Origin of the sequence: Shewanella morhuae (assembly GCF_900156405.1) — a bacterium.
Lineage (GTDB): Bacteria > Pseudomonadota > Gammaproteobacteria > Enterobacterales > Shewanellaceae > Shewanella > Shewanella morhuae.
Genome location: NZ_FTNN01000016.1, coordinates 36,019 through 56,983, shown reverse-complemented (window position 1 = coordinate 56,983; position 20,965 = coordinate 36,019). Strand labels below are relative to the sequence as shown.

Annotated in this window: 15 protein-coding genes and 1 pseudogene; 7 read left to right on the top strand and 9 right to left on the bottom strand. The window is 44.1% G+C overall.

Going from position 1 to position 20,965, the window contains the following annotated elements; translation table 11 throughout:
* Positions 1-2: 2 nt before the first annotated feature.
* Positions 3-710, bottom strand: a complete 708-nt coding sequence (locus BW947_RS15985) for an ABC transporter permease (protein WP_076501377.1) — start codon at positions 708-710, stop codon at positions 3-5.
* The gene (locus tag BW947_RS15980) at positions 707-1,519 is read right to left on the bottom strand and encodes an ABC transporter substrate-binding protein (protein WP_076501375.1); all 813 of its coding nucleotides are present in this window, start codon (positions 1,517-1,519) and stop codon (positions 707-709) included. The genes BW947_RS15985 and BW947_RS15980 overlap by 4 nt, the downstream gene beginning before the upstream one ends.
* 284 nt (positions 1,520-1,803) lie before the next feature.
* Between BW947_RS15980 and BW947_RS15975 the strand changes: the two genes are divergently transcribed.
* Positions 1,804-3,186 carry a sigma-54-dependent transcriptional regulator gene (locus tag BW947_RS15975; protein ID WP_076501373.1) on the top strand — a complete coding sequence of 461 codons (1,383 nt, stop codon included), beginning with the start codon at positions 1,804-1,806 and terminating at the stop codon, positions 3,184-3,186.
* Position 3,187: 1 nt separating this feature from the next.
* Positions 3,188-5,362, top strand: coding sequence for a sensor histidine kinase (locus BW947_RS15970; protein WP_076501371.1), 2,175 nt, complete (start codon positions 3,188-3,190; stop codon positions 5,360-5,362).
* Positions 5,363-6,207: 845 nt separating this feature from the next.
* On the opposite strand, the gene BW947_RS15965 is transcribed toward BW947_RS15970, so the two are convergent.
* Together BW947_RS15965 and BW947_RS15960 are read right to left on the bottom strand one after the other, a co-directional pair.
* A complete protein-coding gene (locus BW947_RS15965; RefSeq protein WP_076501369.1) occupies positions 6,208-6,867 on the bottom strand; it encodes a 7-cyano-7-deazaguanine/7-aminomethyl-7-deazaguanine transporter in 660 nt (219 codons plus the stop codon).
* Between the two features lie 280 nt (positions 6,868-7,147).
* Positions 7,148-8,506, bottom strand: coding sequence for an isochorismate synthase (locus BW947_RS15960; RefSeq protein WP_076501367.1), 1,359 nt, complete (start codon positions 8,504-8,506; stop codon positions 7,148-7,150).
* Between the two features lie 492 nt (positions 8,507-8,998).
* On the opposite strand from BW947_RS15960, the gene BW947_RS15955 reads away from it, so the two are divergent.
* The 3 genes and pseudogenes from BW947_RS15955 (at position 8,999) to BW947_RS15945 (ending at position 12,584) form a co-directional block, all read left to right on the top strand.
* Complete coding sequence (locus tag BW947_RS15955; RefSeq protein ID WP_076501365.1) at positions 8,999-10,348, top strand: ATP-binding cassette domain-containing protein; 1,350 nt, start codon at positions 8,999-9,001, stop codon at positions 10,346-10,348.
* Positions 10,349-10,603: 255 nt separating this feature from the next.
* Positions 10,604-11,831: pseudogene (locus tag BW947_RS15950) on the top strand (cyclic di-GMP phosphodiesterase).
* Positions 11,832-11,960: 129 nt separating this feature from the next.
* Positions 11,961-12,584, top strand: a complete 624-nt coding sequence (locus BW947_RS15945) for a paraquat-inducible protein A (protein WP_208606977.1) — start codon at positions 11,961-11,963, stop codon at positions 12,582-12,584.
* Positions 12,585-12,971: 387 nt separating this feature from the next.
* Here BW947_RS15945 and BW947_RS15940 read toward each other — a convergent pair whose 3' ends face one another.
* Together BW947_RS15940 and BW947_RS15935 are read right to left on the bottom strand one after the other, a co-directional pair.
* Positions 12,972-13,922, bottom strand: a complete 951-nt coding sequence (locus BW947_RS15940) for a YeiH family protein (protein ID WP_076501361.1) — start codon at positions 13,920-13,922, stop codon at positions 12,972-12,974.
* Between the two features lie 260 nt (positions 13,923-14,182).
* Complete coding sequence (locus BW947_RS15935; RefSeq protein WP_076501359.1) at positions 14,183-14,746, bottom strand: aldolase/citrate lyase/malate synthase family protein; 564 nt, start codon at positions 14,744-14,746, stop codon at positions 14,183-14,185.
* 264 nt (positions 14,747-15,010) lie between these two features.
* Between BW947_RS15935 and BW947_RS15930 the strand changes: the two genes are divergently transcribed.
* A complete protein-coding gene (locus BW947_RS15930) occupies positions 15,011-16,540 on the top strand; it encodes a DUF3612 domain-containing protein (protein WP_076501357.1) in 1,530 nt (509 codons plus the stop codon).
* A 217-nt stretch (positions 16,541-16,757) separates the two neighbouring features.
* Here the strand turns inward: BW947_RS15930 and BW947_RS15925 are convergent, their stop codons facing one another.
* From BW947_RS15925 to hslR, 3 genes are all read right to left on the bottom strand, one after another.
* Positions 16,758-18,299: a phosphoenolpyruvate carboxykinase gene (locus BW947_RS15925; protein WP_076501355.1), complete on the bottom strand. Its 1,542-nt coding sequence runs from the start codon at positions 18,297-18,299 to the stop codon at positions 16,758-16,760.
* A gap of 195 nt (positions 18,300-18,494) precedes the next feature.
* Positions 18,495-19,355, bottom strand: a complete 861-nt coding sequence (hslO, locus tag BW947_RS15920; protein ID WP_076501354.1) for an Hsp33 family molecular chaperone HslO — start codon at positions 19,353-19,355, stop codon at positions 18,495-18,497.
* Positions 19,356-19,369: 14 nt separating this feature from the next.
* The gene (gene hslR / locus BW947_RS15915; protein WP_076501353.1) at positions 19,370-19,768 is read right to left on the bottom strand and encodes a ribosome-associated heat shock protein Hsp15; all 399 of its coding nucleotides are present in this window, start codon (positions 19,766-19,768) and stop codon (positions 19,370-19,372) included.
* A 253-nt stretch (positions 19,769-20,021) separates the two neighbouring features.
* Between hslR and gspC the strand changes: the two genes are divergently transcribed.
* Positions 20,022-20,942 carry a type II secretion system protein GspC gene (gspC, locus tag BW947_RS15910; RefSeq protein ID WP_076501352.1) on the top strand — a complete coding sequence of 307 codons (921 nt, stop codon included), beginning with the start codon at positions 20,022-20,024 and terminating at the stop codon, positions 20,940-20,942.
* The last annotated feature ends 23 nt before the right edge of the window (positions 20,943-20,965 follow it).

The following is a 20,965-nucleotide window of genomic DNA, read 5'->3' as shown; positions in this document are numbered from 1 at the left end:
GTTTAATGGCTCCTTGGCATCGCTTTGCCGCGTAAACTACCTAAAGCAAAGTTAAGGATCAAGGCTAAGATGAGCAGCACGAGTCCGAGGGCAATCGCTTGGGCGAAGTCACCTTTACTGGTTTCGAGTGCAATGGCGGTGGGGATATTACGCGTTACGTTTAAAATATTACCGCCAACCATCATAGAGCAGCCTACTTCAGTCAGAATTCGACTAAAAGCCGCAACAATCGCCAGTAGTAACGGCATACGCAATTCGCGGCACACTGTCCAAACCGCACTAAACCAAGAGGCACCTAAGGTGCGTGACGTTTCCCAGGCTCTGCGGTCTACACTGGTAAATGCGGCTTGGCTCAGTGCGATTAATACGGGCGCGCAGATCAACATTTGTCCGAGGATCATGCCTTCTTGGGTAAATAACCACTTCAAATCACCCAGTGGGCCATTACGTGTGAGTAATAGATAGACCAGTAAGCCAATAACAACTGTAGGAATCGATTGCAGGGTTTGGACTAAGTTAGTAATGACCCATCGGCCATAAAATGGCGCAAACGCCAACACGAAGCCGAGCACCATAGAAGGAACTAAAGTGATCAGTAGGGCTGCGAAAGAAACCGAAAACGAGATCGAAATAATGGACCAAACGTCGGGGTCCAATGAAAACAGCAGGCTTAACGCCTGCTGTAATAGTGCTAGCCAGCCGTCGTTCATTCGCTATAAGTTGCCTTGAACAATTGCTCGCCTTCAACTTTGAAGTTATTGATCATGCTTTGGCCTTCTTTGCTGATCAACCAGTCGCTGAACGCTTTAGCACCTTTGTGGTTCAGATCTGGATATTTAGCTGAGTTGATTAAAATGACTTGGTATGGGTTGGCTAAGGTTTTGCCGCCATCAAAATCAACACCAAGATCTAGCTTAGTTTTGTAAGCGACGAAAGTACCACGGTCAGACAGCGTATAACCTTGCATTTCGTTTGCCATTAGCAGAGTTTTACCCATGCCTTGGCCTACTGAAGTGTAACCTTTGAAGTCTGGTGTCACACTTGCTGCTTTCCATACTTCTAACTCTTTGATATGAGTGCCTGAATTGTCACCACGAGAGATAAAAGGTACACCTGATTTTGCAATTTTACCAAAGGCTTCTTCGGCAGTTTTGCTGTCACGAATTTTTGCAGGGTCATTTTTAGGACCAAGTACCACGAAATCATTTTCCATGATGCCACGTGGCTCAACACCAAAACCATCGGCAACGAATTTTGCTTCGGCGCTAGGTGCGTGAGTCATGACTAAATCTACGTCACCTTGTTCACCTAGTTTCAGGGCTTTACCTGTGCCAGTCGCGATGACTTGAACTTTATAGCCTGATTCACTTTCAAACTTAGGTAATAGTTCTTTTAGTAGACCAGAGTTTTCTGTGCTGGTGGTCGTGGCTAATTTGATAATTTCAGTCGAGTGAGCGGGTAAAACAGTAAGAAAGCTGGCTGTAACAACCAAACTCAGTAGTGATTTCATATTTAGCATGGGTACTCCTTGGCAGAAAATAGGATTCCAACTCAAATACCTATCGAGTGGAACATCTTATAAATTGTAATACGTTCGATTGAAAGCAAATTAGATGCCAAGCTGATAATGCGACTATTTTCTTCACAGCTTAAGCTAATTTGTGAGCTTGATCCCAAGCCCAGCAAATACTCCACAGACAAATTGTCCCAGAGCACACTTCTTGTGGTTCATCGTGGCCTGTTTATCTATTTTCAATGATAGAATTGGCTGTAAATGAGTCAAAATGTCCAGAAGCAGACAATATGAACCAGACAGATAATAACCTCAAGCCCCTTCCATCGGCAGTATCGGTACTGATTGTTGATGATGAACCCGGCATGCGCAGCTTTTTAAATAAGGCTTTGTCGAAAAAATTCGCCTTAGTTGAAACCGCTGGCAGTATCGAAGATGCGGAGCAACTACGTAGTCGTTGCCATTTTGATTTGCTTATTGTTGATATTCGCTTGCCTGGTCGCTCAGGTATTGAGTGGCATGAAGCGCTCGATGAGCAAGGTCGTCGCTCTGATATTATTTTCATGACGGGTTACGCCGATATGGAAGTGGCCATTACTGCACTGCGCGCGGGTGCCTCTGACTTTATCATGAAACCTTTCCACCTTGAGCAGATGATGACGGCAGTCGATCGCTGTATTGAACGCCGCTTGCTTAAACGCGAGAATTTAATGCTGCGCCGCGAGGTGTCAATTGGTTATTCATCGACCATTATTGGTGGCAGCGAAGCGATGAAATCGGTGAAATATATAATTGAACGTGTCGCACCGACCAATGCCGTAGTACTTATTCAGGGTGAATCTGGTACGGGTAAAGAGTTAGTTGCGCGGCAATTGCATTTACTCAGTGGACGTCAAGGGTCTTTTGTCCCAGTTAACTGTGGTTCTATCGCCTCTGAATTATTGGAAAGTGAGCTATTTGGTCATATTGCGGGGGCATTTACGGGGGCAAAAGGCAATCGTGAAGGCTTATTTAGCTTTGCCTCGGGTGGGACGATTTTTCTTGATGAAATCGGTGAGATGCCACTGAAAATGCAAACTGCTTTGCTCAGAGTGTTAGAGCAAAAATCGATTCGTCCAGTGGGTAGTGAAAAAGAAGTTAATATTGATGTACGCGTAATCGCGGCCACTAACCGTACTCTGATTGATGAAGTCGAGGCGGGAAATTTCCGTCGAGATTTATATTATCGACTCAATGTACTCGATATTTTAATTCCACCATTACGTGATAGACCTGAAGATGTGGTGGAATTAACCCATCATTTCACCCGCCAACTGGCCACTGAGCTTGGCGTCAGGGAAGTAGTGTGGAGCCATGAAGACATGGTGAAACTGCAGCAACATGAATGGCCAGGTAATATCCGTGAACTGCGTAATATGATTGAACGCTGTATTTTACTGGGTAAACCGCCAGCAGAATACTGGAAGCAACAGCTAAAAAGTGACGTTTTATCTACATCGGGTTATCCGCAGGATTGGACATTAAAAGAAGTCGAAAAACACCATGTCACCAGTGTGGTGGACTTACACTCTGGTAATAAGTCCGCCGCGGCAAGGGATTTAGGTGTATCGCGTAAGACCTTAGATCGTAAATATAAAGAATGGTTTGACTTTAGCAGTGAGCAGGAGTTGTAGGGTGTCATTCTTCACTCATTTTTTTGGTGTGAGTTGGCAACAAATGCAGGCCAAGGTGCGTTATCGCATATTGATTCTGACATTATTACCTATCTTACTGACACTGGTGAGTTTAGTGTTTATCACTATTTACTGGAATATTAGTTATACAGGTAAGCAGCTGTTTATGATGGTTAAAGCTGACTTGTCTGTTGCTGAAAATACCCTACAGCAGGTACAGGTGCGCCAAGAGAATCAACTCGAACGAGTAATAACCTCTTGGGCTTTTCAGAATGATTTTAGGCCGATATTAACCGCCGAAAAATTTAGCAACAAACAATCCAATTTAAAAGAAACTTCTATTAATCATCGATCTAGTCTCGATGCGTTTCTCCTGCAGCAAAAAAAACAATTTCATCTCGATTATTTACGTTTGATCAGTGTTGCAGATGCCGCTGACGATCCGGATTTACGGCAAATATTGCCTAAATTAAACGGCTTACTGCCATATTCTGGCTTAATGGTGTTGCCGCATGAACGGTTAGCGCGTATTGACCCAGAGTTAGCAGTGACTGCGCGCATTCCAATAGTGACAACCCTGCGGGCACAGAGTACGACTCAAACTGTTGAAGGGCGTGGTTTATTGAGCCGTAGTCTACTACCTGTGCCTGATATGGAAGGTAAAGTGGCTTGGTATCTCGATGGTGGGATCTTGTTTAACCGCAATACGTGGATTGTCGATCACATTCGTGATTTGGTGTACGACAAAGGGACTCTGCCTGAACGCTCTATTGGTACAGTGACTATCTTTTTAGATGATATTCGCGTTTCGACTAACGTACCGTTACAACTTTCTTCCCATGATGAAATGCCGGGGCGAGCACTGGGTAGCATAGTGTCGGAGGAGGTGAAGGAAAAAGTATTAATTAATGGTGAGCAGTGGATAAACCGCGCCTTTGTTTTTAATGATTGGTTTATTTCTGCCTACGCACCCTTAGAGGATGTTCGCGGTCAACGTGTTGGCATGATTTATACCGGTTTTTCTGAAGCACCCTTTATCCATAATTACCTATTAAACATTATCGAATTGGGCACTATTTTAATGTTAGTGCTCTTGGTGTCTGGATTATTAGTTTATCGCGGGGCCTATAGTTTATTGTTGCCAATTGAACGTATTCACCAAGTGGTGCAGGCGGTTCAATCGGGGCGAAATATTCGTATTGGCGCTTTAGACTTAGATAGGGATAGCGAGTTGTCGAATTTGGCGGAACAATTCGACAGTATGCTCGACCTATTACAGAGTCGAAATGCTCAAATTCAAGCGGCTGCAGAACAACTAGAGGTAAAAGTTGCCGAGCGTACCCGTAGATTACATGACAAAACTTTAGAGTTACAAAGTAACGTCGCATTACTCAATGAAACACGCCAACAGCTCGTCACCAATGAAAAGCTCACCGCACTCGGTGAGTTGACTGCAGGTATCGCCCATGAAATCAATAATCCCACGGCGGTTATTCTCGGTAATATGGAACTACTACGCTATGAGCTGGGCGATAATGCCGATGTGGTAAAAGAAGAAATTGATCTCGTTATTCAACAAGTCGGGCGGATCACGACCATAATTCGCAGCTTATTACAGTACAGTCGTCCTGGTGAATTTAATGCGCCGCTAGAAATGCACAATATGACCGCTATCATAGAAGAAATGCTGGTGTTAGTGCGGCATTCGATTCAAAAACAAGAAGTGGTGTTAATTACTGAGCTAAACGCAACTTGCCCTGTGCAAGTTAACAAACCACAGTTATTACAAGTGTTGATCAATCTGGTGGTAAACGCTGCCCATGCGATGGACGGTAAAGGTCGAATTTGGATACGAACCTATGACTGGCTACAACAGGGTGTGTTGATTGGCGTCAAAATTGAAGTAGAAGATGAAGGCACTGGTATATCCCCTGAGCAGCTAGGGCGCATTTTTGACCCTTTTTATACCACACGTAAAGACGGCACTGGTTTAGGGCTTTCACTCAGCTACGGTATTATCAAGCGGATTGGCGGCACCATAGAAGTGAGTTCAATCTTAGGAAAAGGGAGTTTGTTTACTATGGGTCTATATCGCGAAGCTAAAGAGGAGCGACAGAACAACCCTTATGAGGGATTACACTTTGCTGGCAATTATAACGAGATGTCGGGTGAATAAAGTATGCCTGACAAGATACCGTGTTTGGGTATTGGTACGTTATTGGTTGTCGTGGGTATTGTGATATCACTATGAAGCGAGTGGTTGTAATGCGCAACAATAGGCAAAAAAAAGCCGGATGATGAGTCCGGCCACAAAGAGTGTGTTAGCAATGTCGTGCTTGCAAACTCAGGAGCGTTTTAACCACTTTGATTACCAGTCATCATGGTTAAAGATGAGTTTTGGAACGCAATTAATAATAATCATTCTCATTTGTGTTTGCAAGCTATTTATTCAAAAGTAATACCACTATGAAGCTAGTTAACCTGAACTAGGGATAAGCTCTGCGTCTCTACAGGTTATTTTTCCCTTTATCTGCGTTAACTTTGCTACTAATAGCCCACTATTAGTAGCAAACTTGCCTTGATAACGGAAAAACGACCTCTGTAGAGTTAATTTTGCGAAATAAGCTAATAAGATTAATCAGTTACCACAGCCACTATCCCGAGTTTAGGTTAGTTATTCGAGGAGGTGTAATGAGGAAAAATAGACAAAAAAAAAGCCGGATGATGAGTCCGGCCACAAAGAGTGTGTGAGCAATGTCGTGCTTGCAAACTCAGAAGCACTTTAATCACTTTGATTACCAGTCATCATGATTAAAGATGAGTTTTGGAACGCGAGTTAATAATAATCATTCTCATTTGTGTTTGCAAGCTATTTATTTAAAAAAGTATGCATCTTTACAAATCTTGGCATTTTTTCATAACAATCAGCCCAACTCTTTTGTTAACAAAACCGTTGTGTTAACTGAGTCGGGCTGGCGATAACGAGATTAAATTATAATCGATATAATGAGTTTGAGCGGCTCAGGAAACAGATCCCTGTGGTTCGGTTCGCAAAATCCTATCTTGTAAGACTTTTAGCAAAACGCCATAGGCTGGTAGAAACAGCCCTAAACTCACGATCAGTTTAAAACCGTAATCTACCGTAGCAATCTCGGGCCAGTTGGCTGCCATGAAGTCATCAGAAGAGGCGTAAAAAGCGATACTAAAGAAGACTAAGGTATCGACAAGATTGCCCACTAAAGTTGATGCAGCGGGCGCAACCCACCAAGAGCGATTTTTTCTAATACGGGCAAAAACCGTAATATCCATCAGCTGACCGATTAAATAGGCAGCGAAACTGGCAAAGGCGATACGAAATACAAAGGTATTCCACTGTGCCAATGAATCAGCCCCTTGAAAACTACCCTGATGGAACATGACGCCTATCACGTAAGAAATCACCAACGCGGGGATCATGGCTTTAAGTATGATGTTACGCGCAGCTTGTTGGCCAAAAATACGCACTGTGAGATCTGTGGCTAAATACACGAATGGAAAGCTGAATGCGCCCCAAGTAGTGTGGTAACCAAATAGTTGAAATGGCAATTGTACCAAGTAGTTGCTGACGCAAATAATCAGTATATGGAATCCTACTAATAGGAATAAAGCACGGCGAAGCTGTGCTGTAGTTAACATTAACATAGGTGGCCTTTTTAGTTGTGTAGGGCGGGGTGAGGGAACCCGCTAATATTTATTTTATTATGTTTACGACGAAATCATCGATAACAGCGCACTGAAATCGGGGTCGTCATTATAGTGGGCGAGTCTTAAGATGCAAGCCCGCTGTTTAAAAGTGCTTATCGACGGTAATGCCTTTGACAGTTTGGATATCTTTAAGGCGAGCGTTGGTAACGCGACTAATAGTTAGTGACCGTTTCAGGAGGTGAGTGCTAACTGCTGATAGTTTGGCAATTCTATAGCTCTACAGCTCGAAAAGAATCGACACAATAGTTGCGAGTTTATTCTCTAATTCTTGCCATTCTGCTTGTGGATCAGAACCTGCAATAATCCCCGCGCCTGCAAATAAATTAATTCGACCGGGTTCGATAAGTGCGCTACGGATTGCGACCGAAAACTCACTTTCGTACTGATTGAAATAGCCACAGGCACCGGCGTACCAACCACGCATATAGCCTTCTTGCTGGCGAATAAAACTCATTGCCGAGTGTCTGGGCAACCCACCTACGGCAGGCGTTGGATGCAGGGCTTGTAACAGTTGAAAATCATTGACACCTGTTTTTAGCTCGGCATGAATTGCACGGTGTAAGTGCTGAATATGGTTGAGTTTAAAAATAGTGGCGAGTTCATCGGCGCCAACATAACGACTCAATGGCGTAAGCATATTGACGATATGGCTGCGAACAAGTTGGTTTTCAACGCTATTTTTATTGTCCTCTAATAAGGCGTTTGCCAGTGCGATATCCTCTTCTTGGCTTAAGCCGCGAATCGTTGTACCGGCAAGCGCTTCGGTAAATAATTCTTGTTGATTACGGCGAAATAAACGCTCTGGTGAGCAAGAGATAAAAGTGCGCTCTGGGCTAAACTGAAAACCAAATTGGAAGCTATTAGGATTACGTCCTTGCCAGCAGGCGAGTACCATCCAAGGATCAACGGGTTCGTTAACGTCAAGCTGAGTTAACCGAGACAGCACTACTTTTGGCGTGTCTTGATTAAACTTAGGCTCGATAACCTGTTCAACAAGGGTTTTCCAGCGTGTAAAATTGGGTGTATCTGTGCGGCCCCGTAAGCCGATTTTTTTTGGTGGCGAAAGTGGTTTGGCTGGCATAATTGCTTCAATGGCAGCAATGGCGTTATCTATTTCGCTATGGTGATCATTATCGGCAAAGTTAAGATTCACTAATAGGCTAAATTGGTTCCCGCTGCGCCTAAACTCAATGCGTGGCAGGATAAAACGACTGTTACCAAACTCGGGCCAAGAGTCTATGGTGCGATCAAAAGCGACACCACCGTAGTAACGGATATTCTGATTGGTAGATAAGGCTCGCTGCTCTTGATAGATAGTGGCCAGTTGCTGATCGCTCATTGCCGTTTCAAATTTAATATCTTTACACGCCCCTATCGCTGCGACCTCTTCAATTCTATCGCGCCCATGCCAGTAAATACGTGGAAATAGGGTCTGTGATGCCAGCCATGGAATTAAAGGCAGCGCGACTGTGCTAACAGATAGCTGTACGAGCCCTTCTACCACTGGGGTTAGCTTTAATTGGATGAGTTTGTCGATGAGAGACTTAAGGTCTTCAGACAGGGCATGAACAGGCAAATAAAACTCCCAAAATTAAGAATAAAGGCAGGGCTGAAGGTCACATTATCAGTCACCAGCATCAATAAACACGACTCAGGCTTATGAACTATTTTTCAAGTCATTTACCTTTATTAGCTGTTGTTTATAAATAAGAAACTTTCGCTCAAATTAAAGGCCACAATCAAGAGTGTCAAGATGTAAGCTTCTAGTATGTGACTTTAGCTATGGTCTCATTTTATGACGATAAAAACCGTGACTTAAGCGGGTCTTTTTGTCGGTAAAATTATCCTTGATAGACATTCTGTCTGTTTGTTGTGGAATCATTTTCTCTTTAGTTTAATTAGTTGATCTAAGTTGGTTTTTAATGGTTTTTAAATTGAGACTGAATCGCAGCGACTCACAATAGCGAGTACAGCTTACATTTTATACGCGACCTGCAAATATGATTACGACGAGCTCACAAGATGAAAACGATGGCCTGTATGACCCTCTGATAGCAGCAGGGCGAGCATGAAACTCATCACGCTTGAAGGCGTTAGCTTCAACTATGGTAGTCAGTTGTCAACGGTATTGCTGGACATTAACTTAACGATTGGCGTTGGTCAGTGTCATTGTGTGAGCGGTCCTACGGGCTCTGGAAAATCGAGTTTACTCAATCTACTTGCGGGCGTGTTAAATCGCCCGCATGAAGGCGAGATCTGGCGTTTCCCCAAGTTAGTGACGGGTTTAGTCACACAAGACCCGCAGAAACAGCTATTGCGAAAAACCGTCGGCGCAGAAATCAGCTTCGCTTTAGAAGCCTTCGGTATTCCCGCTGAACAAATACTCTCTAAAGTGCAATTGGCACTGCGGCGTGCCGGCTTGTACTTACGTCTCGATACGCAGCTCAATACGCTTTCCGTTGGTCAAACATACCGCTTAATGATTGCTGCTCAGTTAGCGTGCGAGCCACATTTACTGCTGCTTGATGAGCCGTGGGCACAACTTGATGATCACGGCGTGAGTGAACTGCTGGTGGTGCTTGGCAATCTTCTCCAAGAGGGCATGGCGCTAGTGTTGGTTGAGCATAACTCTTTGGCCTTCGCTGGGATTATTCAGCATTACTGGCAGCTAGGGGCGGGCAAATTATCGGAAGGCATCTATACGGTGAGCGAGGCGGCGCAAATTGAAATGTCTACGTGGCGAGATCAGGCTAAGTTTGAGCATACAGGCAAAGTCTTGATCAACGCGGAATCTTTTGAATTTGGGTTTGATGGTTGTCCAGTGCTATTTACGTGTCCGCAGGGGTTTAAGCTTAAAGCGGGTGAGATAGTGACCTTAGTGGGAGAGAACGGCTCAGGTAAAACCGGCTTATTAAAGGGCTTAGCGGGTGTGCTCAACTTAAAGCAGCGACTGCCGATTAAGGTGCTAGGACGAAGGCCTAAGCTGGGCGTTTACGGTGCTGATCTAGGGCTGCTGATCCAAAGACCGAGTCGACAATTGTTTGAGATTAGCGTGTTAGCCGAAATGCAGTTTAGCTTAACGCGTTTTAAGCTCCCTAAAGAACGGGCTGCGCAAATGTTGGAGGAGCTGGGTTTATCGGATTTAGCTGAATTGCCACCTTATAAACTATCCCACGGGCAACAGCATTTAATTGCTTTAGCCTCATTAGCTTGCTTACAGCCTAAGGTGTTGTTATTGGACGACCCATTAGCAGGAATGGATAAGCATTACTATGATAAAGCGTGGTATTTGCTGCAGTACTTAAGCTCTCAAGGTTGCGCTATCTTACTCAGTAGTCATAGATGCATTACACATAGTGCTGTGTCTTGGCAACTCAGCCTGCACCATGGATTATTGGCAGAGGGCGTTATTGAGTAAGGGCAAAGTCTTGCTCACATAAGCAACATTTAAGACCTTGTTTCCTTCACTTAAGTTTGGCGTATGTCGTTTAGCAGCAAAGTCTATAGTGATTATCTAATATTCAGCTTAGAATGCGCCTCGCATCTACGTTATATTATGAATAAACCAGAATTCAGATAATAACTGCAACAGAATATGCGAGTGTAGGTCGCTTTAGTATCGTATCTTTAAAATTGATATATTATGCAGGCAATCATCCTTGGGGTTGTAGATATGAATGAGTCAGCAGGATTAGTTGACCTAATCAAATTACCTGTGTCGCAACTGACATTAGGCATGTTTGTCTGTGCGATCGACAAACCGGATAAGGGCCAGCTTGCCATTACGAATGCTGGACAAATTAAGCATAAAGATACCATTGCTCAGCTAACAAAAAATGGTATTAAGTTTGTTTGGGTTGATGCGCAGCGCTCTGCTGAACATTGCGGTTTAAGTAAGGAAACGATTACTCACCCTCATCCTCATGTAGTCCCTGTAACTCCTATTGCGAGTGAAACAGAAAGTCAAAAAGTACCCATCAGTCGTGAAAAGCAACAAGATCAAGCAAAGGTGATGCTGATTGAGGCTAAAGATCTCATTCGTAAAGTATTATCCGAGACCTTTGAGGGCAAGGCTATCGAGGTTGGACCATTCGAGGCTTTAGCAGACAACATGATAGAGTCTGTTATGTTAGATGCTGACGCGCTTAAATGTATGTCAGCGCTGCGCATCAAAAGATGCTTATCTACTTGAACATTCAGTAAATGTGGCTTTTTTATTAGTAACCTTTGGCAAGTATTTACAATTTGATCGTGATAAGTTGCGGGAGATGGCCGTCGGCGGGATTTTACATGATATTGGTAAGATTAAAGTCGACAATAAAGTGCTGCATAAACCGGGAAAACTGACGCCTGAAGAATTTGAGCATATGAAGTTGCATCAAGTGTATGCGTTAGCGATCATGAACGAAGCGAAAGGATTATCGCAACTAAGTAAAGATATCTGTTTGATGCATCATGAAAAACTCGATGGGCGTGGTTACCCAAGGGGCTTAAAAGGTGATGAAATCCCTCTTCATGGTCGCATGAGCTGTATCGTCGATATCTTTGATGCCTTAACAGCAACGCGCTGTTATAAAGAAGCCATGAGCCCTGCAGCGGCGTTTAAAATTCTGCTCAGTTTAACGCCATTCCATTTAGACCAAGAGTTGGTCTATGACTTTATTCGTTGTATCGGTATTTACCCAGTAGGCTCTCTGGTGGAGTTATCCGATGGCCAGATTGGGATTGTTTGGACCTCAAAGGATAGAGATGCATTACATCCGGTAGTGAAGTGTTTTTACTCTATAAAATTTAAGCGTTATACAGAGGTCACTATGGTAGACCTATTACAATCTGAACTTTATGTTGAGCGTGGCGTATCGCCGAGTTCACTTGATATTGACCCAACACCTTTCTACTGATTTTCATATTCTATTCTTCGCGCCGGTGATGTGAGTGGCTGGTGTGAACGATTGCAGCGCCTGTGCTAAAAACTATAAAATGAATTTATCTGTTCAAACAATGTAATGGGCTGCGTAATGAACCGTACTATGAAATCATCATTTTCTATATTTATCATTCTTTTATCCTTAGCATTATTAATCCCCGGAGTGACTCAGCCTATTATGAGTATTAGCGGCAGTATCGATAAGGCTCAGCTTGCTGAACAAGGTGTAGCGCAAGTTGCCCAAAGCTTTGATGCAGACTCGGAGCGCGATCGTGCTCGCGGCATGCTAGGTATGGTCAGTGGTTTGCTTGGGCTCAATAGCCTTAAGGGCGAAGTCGAAGTACTGCAGAAAACTCGCAGTATTTGGGGGACAGTAACCGAGCTTTATCACTCTGGTAATGGACTCGTTGCGGGCTTAGTTATGTTATTCAGTGTGGTTGTTCCCGCCTTAAAATTGAGCTTAATGTTAGTACAACAATGTGTTAGCTCAATTGGCCTAAAATTTAGGATTAACGTTTTGGTCAACGCGCTTGCTAAGTGGTCGATGGCAGATGTGTTTGTGGTGGCGTTGATTATCACCTTTATGGCGGGAAACGCCTCAGGCGGTATGGGGGAAATGCTGAAAACCCAGGCGCAATTTGAAAACGGTTTTTACTTTTTTACCGCTTACTGCATGTTATCGATTCTAAGTGGTTATTTGGTGCCTCGCCCAACGCCAATTTTGTAGTGATATTAATGCTAGTTTTGTGTATGTGCTTGATGCAGGGCTGTACTTAAGATTATCAAGTTAGTGCCGCTAACAAAACGGCATCAGACGATAAGGCTGCACAATAAGCGCAGGTTTGACTTAGCTGTTATAGCTATTTGTTATTAATAAATGATATTTGTGAGGTTTTAAGTTCTAAACAATAATAAGCATCCCCTATGTTTGCAGGAAGATGCAATTGAAAAACTGGCTGATACTCGTGTTTTGCCTGATAGCCTTAATCGCGTCAACGCAAACCTTTGGGCTAATACGCTCATTGATTGAATTATTCGCTTTTTTAGGCGTACTTTGTTTGGCTTGGCGAATGAAGTCGATGGCAGAGTAAAGCTCTGCCATCATAAATATTAACTACTGAAAATAAAGAATATATACTAAAGACGTCACACCAATTGCTGCCCATAACATTACCCCAAGTAGTAAAGGTTTTGGGCCACTCGCGCGCATTTTCTGCACAGTAATTCCTGCACCAATCAAAAATAAACACACTACGAGTGCGCGTTTTGAGAGCATAAACAGGGTGTCATAAACGGTATTAAATTGTGGTAACCAATGTGCGATAGCAATCGCTAAGCAATAAAAACCAATAAAATATGGCAGATTAATTTTGCGTTTATCGCCACCAAATACCATAGCGCTGACTAGGGCGATAGGGATAATCCACAGTGCACGAGCGAGTTTTATGGTTGTGGCGATTTTTAAGGCTTCGTCACCATAGGCTGATGCTGCACCGACAACCGATGAGGTGTCGTGGATTGCAATGGCACTCCACACACCAAAATCGTATTGGCTCATATTGAGTAAATGGCCAACTGCGGGAAATAAAAATAGTGCAACTGAATTGAGCACAAACACACAAGCTAATGCCGTAGCCGTTTGATCATTTTTGGCATTAATCGCAGGGGCGACAGCGGCGATAGCGCTACCACCACAAATAGCAGTGCCAGAGGCAATTAAATGGCCTGTCACGTGATCAAACTTGAGGGCGCGGGTGAGTACAAAACCAAGGCCAAGAGTGAAAAAAATTGACCCTACAATCAAACCAAAGTTGTGAGTGCTGGCCTCTATGGCGGTGGTGACATTAATGCCAAAGCCTAAACCAATGATTGAATAGGATAGGAGTTTTTTTGTCAGTGCAGTGATATTCCAGTCCACCGGTACCCAACCTAAGCTTGCCAAGGTAAAACCTAGCACTAACGCCATAGGAGATGAGATAAAAGGTGTGAGGCATAATAAACCCGCACAGATAAAAATAATGCGCTGACGTTTGCTGACGTCTTGTAATTTTGATGAAAGTTTCATATCTACCTATGCACTAGCGATTAAATATTATCGCTCCAATGCCATTATTTACATTAAATACCGCTAATAAAAAATGGCCATCAATAAGGACTAATATTGGAAAACGATGCTAGGGACATTATAGCTGTGAGTGTTAGCTTCAATAAAATCAATTAAACTTATTTTTATCATCAATTTTATTTATTGTTTGGCGGGATACATTTGTACAGAGGTAAAGCGTTGGAGATCAACTGCGGCGCAGTTAATCTCCCCATGAGAATTTATAAATTTACGATGCTTTTCAAATCGTAATCACTGCCATCTTTCGCTGTAAATAACTTATCTTGAGTATCGTTAGCGCTAGGCATACCGACATGTAGCAGGCTAAGCCAATGGCGTGAGGCTGCTGAGCGCACCTCGGTGGTGTCCATTAACATGCTTGAAGACGCTTCGATTTGGATATCTTCCAAATTTGCCACGTCTTTAGCCCCTATCATGCCGCAACGGTCGAAGCTCAACTCAACGTGATAGTCCTTATCTTGTAACACGATAGCGCTAGGCGCATCTTTGGTGCCATTAAAGGCCACAAACTGTTTTGGTTGGCGTAAACCGCTGTGACTACCGTCGGCAAAAAAGGCTAACAAATGCTGGTAGTAAACGACGTAGCTGCTCACATCTTGATGTGAACCAGAGCTAAGTGGAAAGAGTCGGTCGATGAAAAGTTTTGCCTTGGCGATTTTTTCGTGCTCGGCAATCCCAACATGGACTACGGCTAGCACTTCTTCTGCGATGAGGTTGTTTAAATTTGCTTTGCTCTGGTTATTGCTGATTATTGACATAGTCATCGCTCGTTCCTCTACTCTTTCAATTTAAAAAATACGGTTCAGGGTTTCGATTTAACGGGTGGTGTTTCACAGTTTTTTCCAACTTGGCGTGTCCGTTTTAAGTGCTTTCGTTTTAAGTGCTTTCAATATTCATACTTAAGCATTTCTTGAATTTGGCTGACTCAAGTTGTTTGCTTGAATCGCTTCTCGATTGCTTGATTTGTAGTCTAGTCTTTTTTTGTTTACAATTTCACAATAGAAATTTTACACTGTGAATTTTACAAAATGCGTAATGACCAGAGCTTGATGAGAAAATCACACTTCCTAGGGACAAAAATACGTAACCTACGGAAACGTAATAATTTAACGATGGAAGATTTGTCGGCGCGTTGTATTCGCGTCGATTCGGGAAGTGCGCCCTCTGTGTCATATTTGTCGATGATTGAACGTGGAAAGCGTGTGCCGAGTGCGGCTATGCTGGCGGTGATCGCGACGGTTTTTCAAAAAGATATCGATTGGTTTTTGGACGATACCCCTGAAGAAAGTGCTATTACACCGGACAAGGGGCGCCGTGGTGGTATTAGCGGCATGGCGCTCGAACCCAGCTTTTTGTTTTCTAATGACATTTTACAAATAGCGATACCTGAAATGTTATCGCAGACTGGAATTTCTGGCAGACAGTTTGCCCATTTACTGATCCGCGCCCATCAAGAGCATCACCAAAACCACTTTCCCGATCTTGAGCGTGCTGCCGAAGAGGTTGGCCTTAAACGTATGCCATTATCCCTCGAAGATATACTGGATATTGCCAAGGGAATAGGGCTTAAAATCAAATGGGTAGATAACACACCGCAGGAAGTTATCGATGAAATGGGCGGTAGCTCTCGTCAACTGGTGACGTCTTTTTTTGAGCCACCCAATACTATTTATATGAATAAAATGCTTAAAAATCGTCCGAGTAGATTGAAGTACGATTTAGCCGCACACATAGGACATTGTGTACTGCACAACAAAGACGGTTTGAAGAGTGTAATGATTTCAGGCCGAAAGTTGGAGATGGACGAAGAAGTTACGCTGCAATCTAACACATTAAACGCCCAGGATATTTTGCACGCATGGCGTGACTTTGAGTCGAGCTTTTTTGCCGGTGCCTTGTTATGCCCTAAAGTACCGTATCGGCAATTACTCGATCGTCATGGCTACGAGATTGCAGTGCATAAACAACTGCAAGTATCGGCGTCGGTAGCAATGCGGCGAATGACTGTGGTATCGCCGTATCCCCACTGGCATTATTTTGATGCTTACGCACCGGGTAAACTTAAAGCGGTTTATCGCGGCAACGGGATTCCACTACCTTGGGGTAATATGCGGTTAGTGGAAGATCCTTGTCAGCACTGGGCCGTATTTAGGATGATCAGCGAGCCAACAGTGGGCACGTCGGCACAAATTTCAATTTTAAATGTCGGTAATGAACCCCGAATTTACTGCTGTGAATCGATTAAAGTCGAAGATTCGGCGGGTAATCCCCATGTGCTCTGCGCTGGCATTGATTTAAATCCGGCGATTGAAGCGCAAGGTAAAGATGCCTTGTCTATTGCCCAGGATTTAAAAGAGGCCTGTGTTGCTGGTGGCGGCTCAGTGACGATCCCTAAGCACATTAAAAGCGATCTGGTGAGTGTTGCTAAAATCCTTAATATCAACTGGGTAGAGCGTGGAATTAAAAATGATGCCCGCTTAATATGTTCCCGCGGCGCCGTATGTCCGCGCCAACCAAGTTGTTATCAAGCGGGTAAATCACAATGCGATGGCAGTTAAATCAGTAATTTTGGGGATAAGTAGCGTGGCTGAATGGTTATGTTGATCGTTTTCTGCATTGAGCCACTCTCGCCACTCTCTCATTTGCGATAATTCACTATGCTAGGCGTTAAGTTTGAAAGTTAAGCATAAAAAAATAGCCAAAAAAAAGCGCCGATTCATTGCAGAATCGGCGCTTTTTTCACAGGTAACATTCGAGCTTAATAAAATTAAACGCTTATGCCTTTGGGCCTGCTTTACGGATCGCGTCTGACACTTGGTATTTAGCGAAGTTTTTAGTAAAGGCTTCGGCCAGTTTCTGGGCATATTCAGCGTATAGTGCTTTATCGCCCCAAGTATTGACTGGGTTGAGTAAATTGCGGTCTACGCCAGTTACCGCCACGGGAACAGCGAGGTTCAGTGTGTCTAAGTGGACGGTTTCAACGTCTTTCAACTCACCGCTCACAATCGCATCGACAATAGCGCGCGTGGTTGGGATATCAAAACGCTTACCTACACCATGTGGGCCACCAGTCCAGCCGGTGTTCACTAAATATACTTGGCTACCGAATGACTCAATGCGCTTCATTAATAGTTCAGCATACACGCCCGCAGGGCGAGGGAAGAAAGGTGCGCCGAAGCAAGTTGAGAAAGTAGATTGAATCGCTGAGGTTGAGCCAATTTCAGTCGAACCCACTTTAGCCGTATAACCCGATAAGAAGTGATACGCAGCTTGTTCTTTGGTCAGAATCGAAACTGGTGGTAATACGCCAGATACGTCACAGGTTAAAAATACTACCGCACGTGGCTCGGCGCCGCAGTTGTCTTCTTTACGTTGGGCAATATGTTCCAGCGGATAAGCTGCTCGGGTGTTTTCGGTCAAGCTACTGTCTGTGTAGTCAGGCACGCGATGCTCGTCCATCACCACGTTTTCTAGCACAGTACCAAAACGGATCGCATCCCAAATAACAGGCTCATTCTTTTGGCTTAAATCGATACATTTAGCGTAGCAACCGCCTTCAATGTTAAATACGCCGCCCGGCGCCCAGCCGTGTTCATCGTCACCAATAAGGAAGCGTTTTGGATCGGCCGATAGCGTCGTTTTACCTGTGCCAGATAAACCGAAAAATAGCGTCGTGTCGCCATCTTTACCGACGTTGGCCGAGCAATGCATTGGTAGCACGCCTTTGGCTGGCAGTAAGAAATTTTGCACTGAGAACATCGATTTCTTCATTTCGCCGGCGTATTTAAGGCCAGCGAGCAGCACTTTACGCTCAGCAAAGTTTAAAATGACTGCAGCATCAGAGTTAGTGCCATCGCGCGCGGGATCGCAGACAAAGTCTGGGGCATTAATAATTTGCCACACGGGTTTGTCTTTGCGGTTAAATGCTTCAGGGATGATAAACAGATTACGGGCAAATAGTTGATGCCAAGCGTATTGAGTGGTCACTCGTACGGGTTGGTAATGTTCGCTATCGGCACCGACTTCAAGATCAGAGACAAACAGTTCTTTATCGGCGAGGTAAGCTTCAACCCGCGCCCATAGACTTTCAAAAGCACCGGGTTCAAAAGCTTGGTTAACAGGGCCCCATTCGATATCGGCTTCTGAGCTAGGTTCTCTAACGATGAAACGATCGCCCGGTGAGCGACCACTGCGAGCGCCTGTTTTAGCGACTAATGCGCCATTAGCTGTCAATTCGCCTTCGCCGCGTAGCAGGGCAAGTTCGACAAGTTGTGCTGTTGTGGGGTTAAAGTAAACGCGGTTTAATCCATCCGCCATAATGAGGTCTCCATTGGTTTGTAAGGTTATTTTTATTATCGATCGTCTGCCGATTTAGTTTTATTTATCAACCGCGTTGAGCCAGAGGATAAAGTGAGCCGATTGTAGCTTAAGCCCAGTGTAATGTGTGAGGGATTATAGGCAGGATAAAAAATGGGCACCGAAAAGGTGCCCATTATCTCTACAGCAGTCAGGTTATTGCTGTGTGGTTGACGTTTGACCGTTAGCAAATAAGGTGGCGATATCTATGGCATCAAAGGTGTATTTAGCGTGGCAATATTCACAGCCCATTTCTATCTTGCCGTCTTCGGCGAGTATGGCTTCGATTTCTGCTTGAGCTAACGTCTTAATCGCGCCCGCACTGCGCTCCAAAGAACAGGTGCACTTAAAGCTGACATTGATAGGCTCGAATAGGTGCACTTCTTCTTGATGATAAAGGCGGTGTAATACGCTTTCTGCATCTAGAGTGAATAGCTCCTCAGCCTTAACGGTTGAGGTTAACTGGCTTAAGTGCTCAAACTCGATGTTATCTTCTTTTTGGCTAGGTAGAATTTGTAAAAACATGCCTGCCGCTTGTTTGCCATCGGCAAATAACCAAATGCCAGTTGGTAACTGTTCGGATTGATTAAAGTATTCTTCAACACATGCCGCTAAGGTTGGCTTGTCTAGTGCAACTACGCCTTGGTAGCGTTCCCCTTCTTCTGGGGTTAAGGTGATGACCATATAACCCTGACCGAATAAATCAGCCAAGCTAGCATCGTCAGCCAGTTCGTTATTCCAACGTGCAACACCGCGTAATTCTTGTCGATTGTTACCGTTGATCACCGCTAAAGAAACCGGGCCATTACCCTGTAACTGCACGCTGATATCGCCGCTAAATTTTAATGTTGCGGTTAGCAGTGATGTGGCTGCCATGAGTTCACCCAGCAGAGTTTGTAAAACGGGAGGGTACTCTTGGGCGCTGATCACTTGTTGGTAGCTGTCTTGTAGTTGTACCATTTCGCCACGGACATCGGCATTGTCAAACAAATAGCGGTGTAAAATATCTTGAGTCATGGTGTCTCTCACTATTAAAGGTCTTTAAAGCGCATGAGCTGGCGTCGTTGCTTTTTGTCTGGTTTCTGATCTGGTATGGGGTTGTTAAGCATGTTGAGGCGTCTTTGCTCAGCATTAACCGCCCGTTTAATCAGACTTGTTTCAGTTTCATCGTACAATTCTTGTGCAATCGCACCCGATTGACGTATTTGTGATAATTTTTTTATGACGATCTCTTTATCGTCATATCCTTGGCGTATCTTAAGGACGGCGCCTATCTCAGCATTCCTACTGGATTTGGCACGCTGACCGTTGTAATGTACTTTGCCGCCGTTGATCATGTCTTTGGCAATGGCACGAGTTTTATAGAAACGTGCGGCCCAAAGCCACTTATCGAGTCGAATGTCTGTTTTTTCGCTTTGACCTTGAGTCATAGTGTCTCCAGCTAAAAGATCGATGAGTTCACATGCCGAGCAATAAAGTGTCAGATGCGTATTTCTATTATGTTAAAGGGTGGCATGCTTCACACCCTTTAAAGGTGGGCAAAGTTAGCATAAATGGCCTATTTTCGCCAATTTGAATACTGTTATGGGGTTGTTGCCAAATGCCGCCTAGGTTAGCATTAAGCGCTTATTACCTAATTATTATAATCAGAACAGAGACCTGTATCGAGGGTCCACATAAAATATGGATTTATTAGATAAAATTATCGCCAAAGCTATTGGTATGCCCCATAAACCCCTCAGTCGGATTGTTTTCTGGTTAGGGTTTATTGTTATCATGTTATTGGCCGCACAAATTACTTGGAAATTAGTGCCAACGACTGCATCTGTCAGTGCTTGGTCACCCACGCCCGTTAATGCTAGCGGCAAAAGTGCTGGGCAGGTTGATCTTGCCAGTTTGCAGCAACTTGGACTTTTTGGTAAGGCAGATACTCAATCTGATAGACCTAAAGTCGCTGCGGTCGAAACGATAACTGATGCACCTAAAACTTCACTTTCTATTCAACTGACAGGGGTTGTCGCATCGACCGCAGAGCAGAAGGGCTTAGCCGTTATTGAGTCAAATGGTAGCCAAGAAACTTACAGCCTAGGCGACAAAATCAAAGGCACATCAGCATCACTTAAAGAAGTCTACGCTGACCGTATTATCATCACTAATGCGGGCCGTTACGAGACGCTAATGCTTGATGGCCTTGTGTACACTAGTCAAAGCCCAGCCAACCAGCAGCTACAACAGGCCAAGAGTAATACAACGGTTAACCGTATCGACCAACGGAAAAACTCCGAAGTTTCCCAAGAGCTCGCTGAATCTCGCACTGAATTGTTAGCCGACCCCAGTAAGATCACCGATTACATTGCTATCTCTCCTGTGAGACAGGGTGACGCTGTTGCGGGCTATCGTTTGAATCCGGGTAAAGACGCCAATTTGTTTAAACAGGCGGGTTTTAAAGCCAATGATTTAGCTAAATCGATTAATGGATACGACTTGACCGTTATGAGTCAGGCGTTAGAAATGATGAGCCAGCTTTCCGAGTTAACCGAAGTGTCTATTATGATTGAGCGGGAAGGACAATTGGTTGAAATCATGTTTAGTTTGCCGCAATAACACGCGTTAGAGGAAAGAAAAAG

Excerpts from the sequence above, each read along its gene's own strand:
- BW947_RS15985 (WP_076501377.1), bottom strand. The coding sequence starts at position 710 with ATGAACGACGGCTGGCTAGCACTATTACAGCAGGCGTTAAGCCTGCTG.
- BW947_RS15980 (WP_076501375.1), bottom strand. The coding sequence starts at position 1,519 with ATGCTAAATATGAAATCACTACTGAGTTTGGTTGTTACAGCCAGCTTT.
- BW947_RS15975 (WP_076501373.1), top strand. The coding sequence starts at position 1,804 with ATGAACCAGACAGATAATAACCTCAAGCCCCTTCCATCGGCAGTATCG.
- BW947_RS15965 (WP_076501369.1), bottom strand. The coding sequence starts at position 6,867 with ATGTTAATGTTAACTACAGCACAGCTTCGCCGTGCTTTATTCCTATTA.
- BW947_RS15955 (WP_076501365.1), top strand. The coding sequence starts at position 8,999 with ATGAAACTCATCACGCTTGAAGGCGTTAGCTTCAACTATGGTAGTCAG.
- BW947_RS15945 (WP_208606977.1), top strand. The coding sequence starts at position 11,961 with ATGAAATCATCATTTTCTATATTTATCATTCTTTTATCCTTAGCATTA.
- BW947_RS15940 (WP_076501361.1), bottom strand. The coding sequence starts at position 13,922 with ATGAAACTTTCATCAAAATTACAAGACGTCAGCAAACGTCAGCGCATT.
- BW947_RS15935 (WP_076501359.1), bottom strand. The coding sequence starts at position 14,746 with ATGACTATGTCAATAATCAGCAATAACCAGAGCAAAGCAAATTTAAAC.
- BW947_RS15930 (WP_076501357.1), top strand. The coding sequence starts at position 15,011 with ATGCGTAATGACCAGAGCTTGATGAGAAAATCACACTTCCTAGGGACA.
- BW947_RS15925 (WP_076501355.1), bottom strand. The coding sequence starts at position 18,299 with ATGGCGGATGGATTAAACCGCGTTTACTTTAACCCCACAACAGCACAA.
- hslO (WP_076501354.1), bottom strand. The coding sequence starts at position 19,355 with ATGACTCAAGATATTTTACACCGCTATTTGTTTGACAATGCCGATGTC.
- hslR (WP_076501353.1), bottom strand. The coding sequence starts at position 19,768 with ATGACTCAAGGTCAAAGCGAAAAAACAGACATTCGACTCGATAAGTGG.
- gspC (WP_076501352.1), top strand. The coding sequence starts at position 20,022 with ATGGATTTATTAGATAAAATTATCGCCAAAGCTATTGGTATGCCCCAT.